Below are 4627 nucleotides of genomic sequence, written 5' to 3' on the forward strand. Positions count from 1 at the left end.
CAAGAGCCCTTTGGTTACTTTGGGGCTTTTCCAAAGTGACTCGCCGTAAGGGCGAAACCAATAGCCGCCATCACCGCAGCAACGGATATGCCCCCCAACAAACCCATCCCCCCATCAGCCAGAAACCCATGCGCCCGAGAGGTACCTCCTTGGAGGAATAGGCTCATCAAGGATTCCGGTTCAGGCTTGGGCCCATACCCTCATCTACGGGAAAACCTGGACATGGCCCATCTGGCGCAACGCACATTTGAACCCCTGAACATTGCCGTGCTGACCATCAGCGATACACGCACCTTCGACACCGACACCTCGGGACAGACCCTGACCGATTTGCTGCAAACCGCCGGGCATGTGTTGATCGATCGTGATCTGGTCAAGGACGATATCTATCAGATCCGCGCCACTGTTTCCCGGTGGATCGCCGACCCCGAAGTACAAGTTGTGCTGATGACCGGCGGCACCGGTTTCACCGCTCGCGACAACACGCCGCAAGCTGTCCTGCCGCTGCTGGACAAACACGTGGAAGGCTTCGGCGAATTGTTCCGTCAGGTATCCCTGGAGGAAATCGGTATGTCCAGCCTGCAATCCCGGGCACTGGCCGGCATGAGCAACGGCGTGCTGGTGTGCTGCGTGCCCGGTTCGCCGGGTGCCTGCCGGACGGCCTGGAACAAGATCCTGCTAGAACAACTGGACAGTCGCACCGGCCCCTGCAATTTCGCCCCGCATTTGAAACCTCAGGCTCAACGCAACATTGATGCCTGCGAGACACGCTCATGACCGGCCGGGTGTGCGACCTCGGCAACCTGATGCCGGTGGACGAGGCCATCAGCCGCCTGCTCGATCAGGCACCGCCGCCGCCCCTGGTGCAAATGATCCGCCTGGATCAAGCGATGGGGCGCGTGCTGGCAGCGGATATCCATTCCCCGGTGAACCTGCCTGCGTGGGACAACAGTGCCATGGACGGTTACGCCCTCAGGGCCGTCGACCTGCCTGAGGAGGGTGGCTGGCTGTTGATCGGCGGGCGAATCGCGGCGGGGGATCAGGCGTGCGCACCGTTGCTCGCGCAACAAGCGGTGCAGATTTTTACCGGTGCACCCTTGCCTCCGGGCGCCGACACCGTCGTGCCGCAAGAGCGTTGCCGTATCGATGGCGAGCGTGTCTGGTTGCCGCCAGCAAGCGTTGGCGATCACGTCCGCAAAGAGGGTGAAGAAGTTCGTCGCGGGCACCTGCTGCTCAAGGCGGGAAAGCGCCTGCGCGCACAGGAAATCGGATTGCTGGCCGGCGCCGGGATTGCGCGGATCGAAGTCTATCGACCGTTGCAGGTGTGTTTGCTCAGCAGCGGCAATGAACTGCGCGAGCCGGGCGATCCCTTGGCGCCGGGGCAGATCTACAACAGCAATCGCTACTGCCTGGCGGAGCTGTTGCGTGGATGGGGCGTGGAGGTACATGACTACGGCGTGATGGCCGATGAGCTGGCGGCCAGTCGGCACGCCTTGAGCCTGGCGTCGTCGGAATGCGACCTGTTGCTGAGCAGCGGCGGCGTTTCGGTCGGCGAGGAAGATCATCTCAAGCACGCCATCGAGGAACTGGGCAGCGTCGATTTCTGGCGCATCGCCATGCAGCCGGGCAAACCGCTGGCTTTTGGCGAAGTGGCAGGCAAACCGTGGATCGGCGTGCCCGGCAATCCTTCGGCGGCACTGATTACCGCGTTGGTGGTGGTGCGACCGTTCTTGCTCCGGGCCCAGGGTATGACGGACGTGATGCCACGGCCACTGGCCGTGCCCGCCGGGTTCGAGTGGTTGCAACGCAACAAGCGTCGGCAATACCTGCGAGCCAGGTTGACGCCCGGCGCTGGCGGCCAGTTGAGCGTGGAACTGCACCCTCAGCAAAGCTCGGCGATGCTGACGGCCGCGTGCTGGGCTGACGGGCTGGCAGTGATCGACTGCGAGCAGCAAGTGCTCAAGCACGACAACGTGATGTTCCTGTCCTTTGCCGACCTGATGCAGTGAGGGCAATTGATTGCCGTCAAGGCAGTGCCTGCCGGTCTGGCTAGACTGGCAGCGCCGCTTTTTTCATGAGGATTACCCATGCAACTGGTCTGCCCGGCAGGGAACCTGCCTGCGCTCAAAGCGGCGGTGCGCCAAGGCGCCGATGCCGTGTATGTCGGCTTTCGCGATGACACCAACGCCCGGCATTTCGCAGGGCTGAACATGGACGACAAACAGTTCGACGCCGCCGTCGCCCACATCCGTCAGCATCAACGCAAACTCTATGTCGCCGTCAACACCTACCCGCAACCCAAGGGCTGGGAGCGCTGGCAGCGGGCGGTGGATCGTGCTGCCGATTTCGGTGTGGATGCGCTGATCGCCGCCGACCCCGGGGTGCTCAACTATGCCAGCCAGCGACATCCGCAACTGGCGTTGCACCTCTCGGTCCAGGGCTCGGCGACCCACGCCGCCGCGCTGGCGTTTTACGCGCAGCGCTACGATATTCGGCGCGCCGTGCTGCCACGGGTGTTGTCGTTGGCGCAGGTGCGCCAGGTGGCCGCCAGCAGTCCGGTGCCCATTGAAGTCTTCGGCTTCGGCAGCCTGTGCATCATGGCCGAAGGGCGTTGCCACCTGTCGTCCTACATCACCGGCGAGTCACCGAACCTGTGCGGCGTCTGTTCGCCGGCCAAGGCGGTGCGCTGGAGCGAGGATGCCGAAGGGTTGAGCGCGCGGCTCAGTGAAGTCCTGATCGACCGCTACACCCCCGACGAACCGGCCGGTTACCCGACCTTGTGCAAAGGCCGTTTCCTGGTCGACGGCAAACGCTTTCATGCCCTGGAAGAACCTACCAGCCTCGACACCCTGGACCTGCTGCCGGAGCTGACGGCCATCGGCGTCGAAGCCGTGAAAATCGAAGGCCGCCAACGCAGCCCGGCCTACGTCGAGCAAGTCACCCGGGTCTGGCGCGCCGCGCTGGATGCCCATCGCGGCGCGCCGGGCGCTTTTCGGGTCAAGGAAGAATGGCGTCAGGTGCTGGCCGGTTTGTCCGAGGGCAGCCAGACCACCCTGGGTGCTTATCATCGATCATGGCAATGAGGGGACGCGACATGAAGCTCAGCCTGGGACCGGTCCTGTTTTATTGGGACAAGGAGCAACTCAGCAACTTTTACGCCGAGATGTCGGCCATGCCCCTGGACGTGATTTACCTGGGGGAAACCGTGTGCTCGAAACGCCGGGCCTTTTCACTGGATCAGTGGCTGGGACTGGGGCGCGAGTTACAGGAGTGCAGCCGGGCGCAGTTGGTGCTCTCCAGCCTGACGCTGATCGAAGCAGCGTCGGAACTTTCCAGCCTGCGCCGCCTGTGTGACAACGGCCAACTGTTGGTGGAGGCCAATGACATGGGCGCGGTGCAGTTCCTCGCCGAGCGCCAGTTGCCGTTCGTGGGTGGCCCGGCCCTCAACCTGTACAACGGCCACTCGCTGGCGCAACTGCTCGACTGCGGAATGACGCGCTGGGTGCCGCCCGTGGAGTGTTCGGCGGCGCTGATCCGCGACGTGATCGGGCAGGTCCGTGAACTTGGGCGTGCGGTGCCGGAAGTTGAAATTTTTGCCTATGGGCATTTGCCCCTGGCCTATTCCGCGCGCTGTTTCACTGCCCGCGCGGAAAACCGGCCCAAGGACGACTGCCAGTTTTGCTGCATCAACTACCCCGACGGCATGGCGTTGACCAGCCAGGAAGGGCAGCCACTGTTTACCCTCAACGGTATTCAAACCATGTCGGCCGAAGTCACCAATTTGCTCGCCGATTATTCCGGGCTGGTGGACTGCGGCGCCGATCTGTTGCGCCTGAGCCCGCGTGCGCAGGGCATGGCCGAGGTGATTGACAGTTATCAGCGGGTTCGTTCGGGCGAGATGCCGCCGTTGTTTGTCGAAGGGTGCAATGGCTACTGGCATGGCCAGGCCGGCATGTTGCGCGTCGAGGAGGTCGGCCTGTGCTGAACCGAAAAAAGTGGTTGCTCAAAGGTGCTGACCGGTTGTTGCCGCTGGTGCGTCGGGTGCCGTTTGCCGTGCAGCGCCTGGCGTTGCAGCAGGCGCTCAATCGCTGCCTCGCCGAGCCGTTGCGCGATGGCGAGTTTGAGGTGTTGCGCGGGCGTTGGTTGTGTTTGCGGATTCCGGATCTGGGGTTGTCCTGGTACTTGACGCTCAGTCGTCAGGGGTTGCGGATTGCCGAGCATGCTGTGGCGGCAGTGACGATCAGCGGGAACTGGCGTGAGTTTTTGCTGTTGGCCAGTCGTCAGGAGGATCCGGACACGCTGTTTTTTCGTCGGCGTCTGGTGATTGAGGGTGATACTGAATTGGGGCTGGCGTTGAAGAATTTGATCGACAGTCTTGATCCTGATGTGTTGCCGGTCTGGTTGTGGCGGAATCTGGAGCGGGCGGGGAAGGGGCTGGCGGCGGGGTGACCGGCATTGCTCAACTGTAGGAGCCAGCTTGCTGGCGATGGCGGCCTGGTAGTCGACCGTTTTTTTCAGGTGTACATATCCGTTGCTGCGGTAACGACGGCTTATGGTTTCGCCCTTACGGCGAGTCCCTTTTCCAAACGCCGAAAAGGAACCAAAAGGCTTTGCCCCTGACGTACGG

General features: G+C 62.7%; 5 protein-coding genes. All 5 read left to right on the forward strand.

All coding sequences use genetic code 11. From position 1 onward, the window contains the following. The first annotated feature begins 222 nt into the window (after positions 1–222). The 5 genes from moaB (at position 223) to ubiT (ending at position 4449) form a co-directional block, all read left to right on the forward strand. A complete protein-coding gene (gene moaB, locus PMI32_RS02350; protein ID WP_008034780.1) occupies positions 223–777 on the forward strand; it encodes a molybdenum cofactor biosynthesis protein B in 555 nt (184 codons plus the stop codon). After that, a complete protein-coding gene (locus tag PMI32_RS02345) occupies positions 774–2009 on the forward strand; it encodes a molybdopterin molybdotransferase MoeA (protein WP_008034781.1) in 1236 nt (411 codons plus the stop codon). The genes moaB and PMI32_RS02345 overlap by 4 nt, the downstream gene beginning before the upstream one ends. A gap of 78 nt (positions 2010–2087) precedes the next feature. Continuing rightward, positions 2088–3083, forward strand: a complete 996-nt coding sequence (gene ubiU, locus PMI32_RS02340) for a ubiquinone anaerobic biosynthesis protein UbiU (protein WP_008034782.1) — start codon at positions 2088–2090, stop codon at positions 3081–3083. Between the two features lie 11 nt (positions 3084–3094). Continuing rightward, positions 3095–3985: a U32 family peptidase gene (locus tag PMI32_RS02335; protein WP_008034783.1), complete on the forward strand. Its 891-nt coding sequence runs from the start codon at positions 3095–3097 to the stop codon at positions 3983–3985. Then, positions 3979–4449, forward strand: a complete 471-nt coding sequence (ubiT, locus tag PMI32_RS02330; protein ID WP_008034784.1) for a ubiquinone anaerobic biosynthesis accessory factor UbiT — start codon at positions 3979–3981, stop codon at positions 4447–4449. Before PMI32_RS02335 ends, ubiT begins: the two co-directional genes overlap by 7 nt. The last annotated feature ends 178 nt before the right edge of the window (positions 4450–4627 follow it).

Origin of the sequence: Pseudomonas sp. GM60, assembly GCF_000282415.1 — a bacterium.
Taxonomy (GTDB): Bacteria; Pseudomonadota; Gammaproteobacteria; order Pseudomonadales; family Pseudomonadaceae; genus Aquipseudomonas; species Aquipseudomonas migulae.

Bases quoted from the DNA above. Each gene is read 5' to 3' on its own strand.
- moaB (WP_008034780.1), top strand. From the start codon at position 223: ATGGCCCATCTGGCGCAACGCACATTTGAACCCCTGAACATTGCCGTG.
- PMI32_RS02345 (WP_008034781.1), top strand. From the start codon at position 774: ATGACCGGCCGGGTGTGCGACCTCGGCAACCTGATGCCGGTGGACGAG.
- ubiU (WP_008034782.1), top strand. From the start codon at position 2,088: ATGCAACTGGTCTGCCCGGCAGGGAACCTGCCTGCGCTCAAAGCGGCG.
- PMI32_RS02335 (WP_008034783.1), top strand. From the start codon at position 3,095: ATGAAGCTCAGCCTGGGACCGGTCCTGTTTTATTGGGACAAGGAGCAA.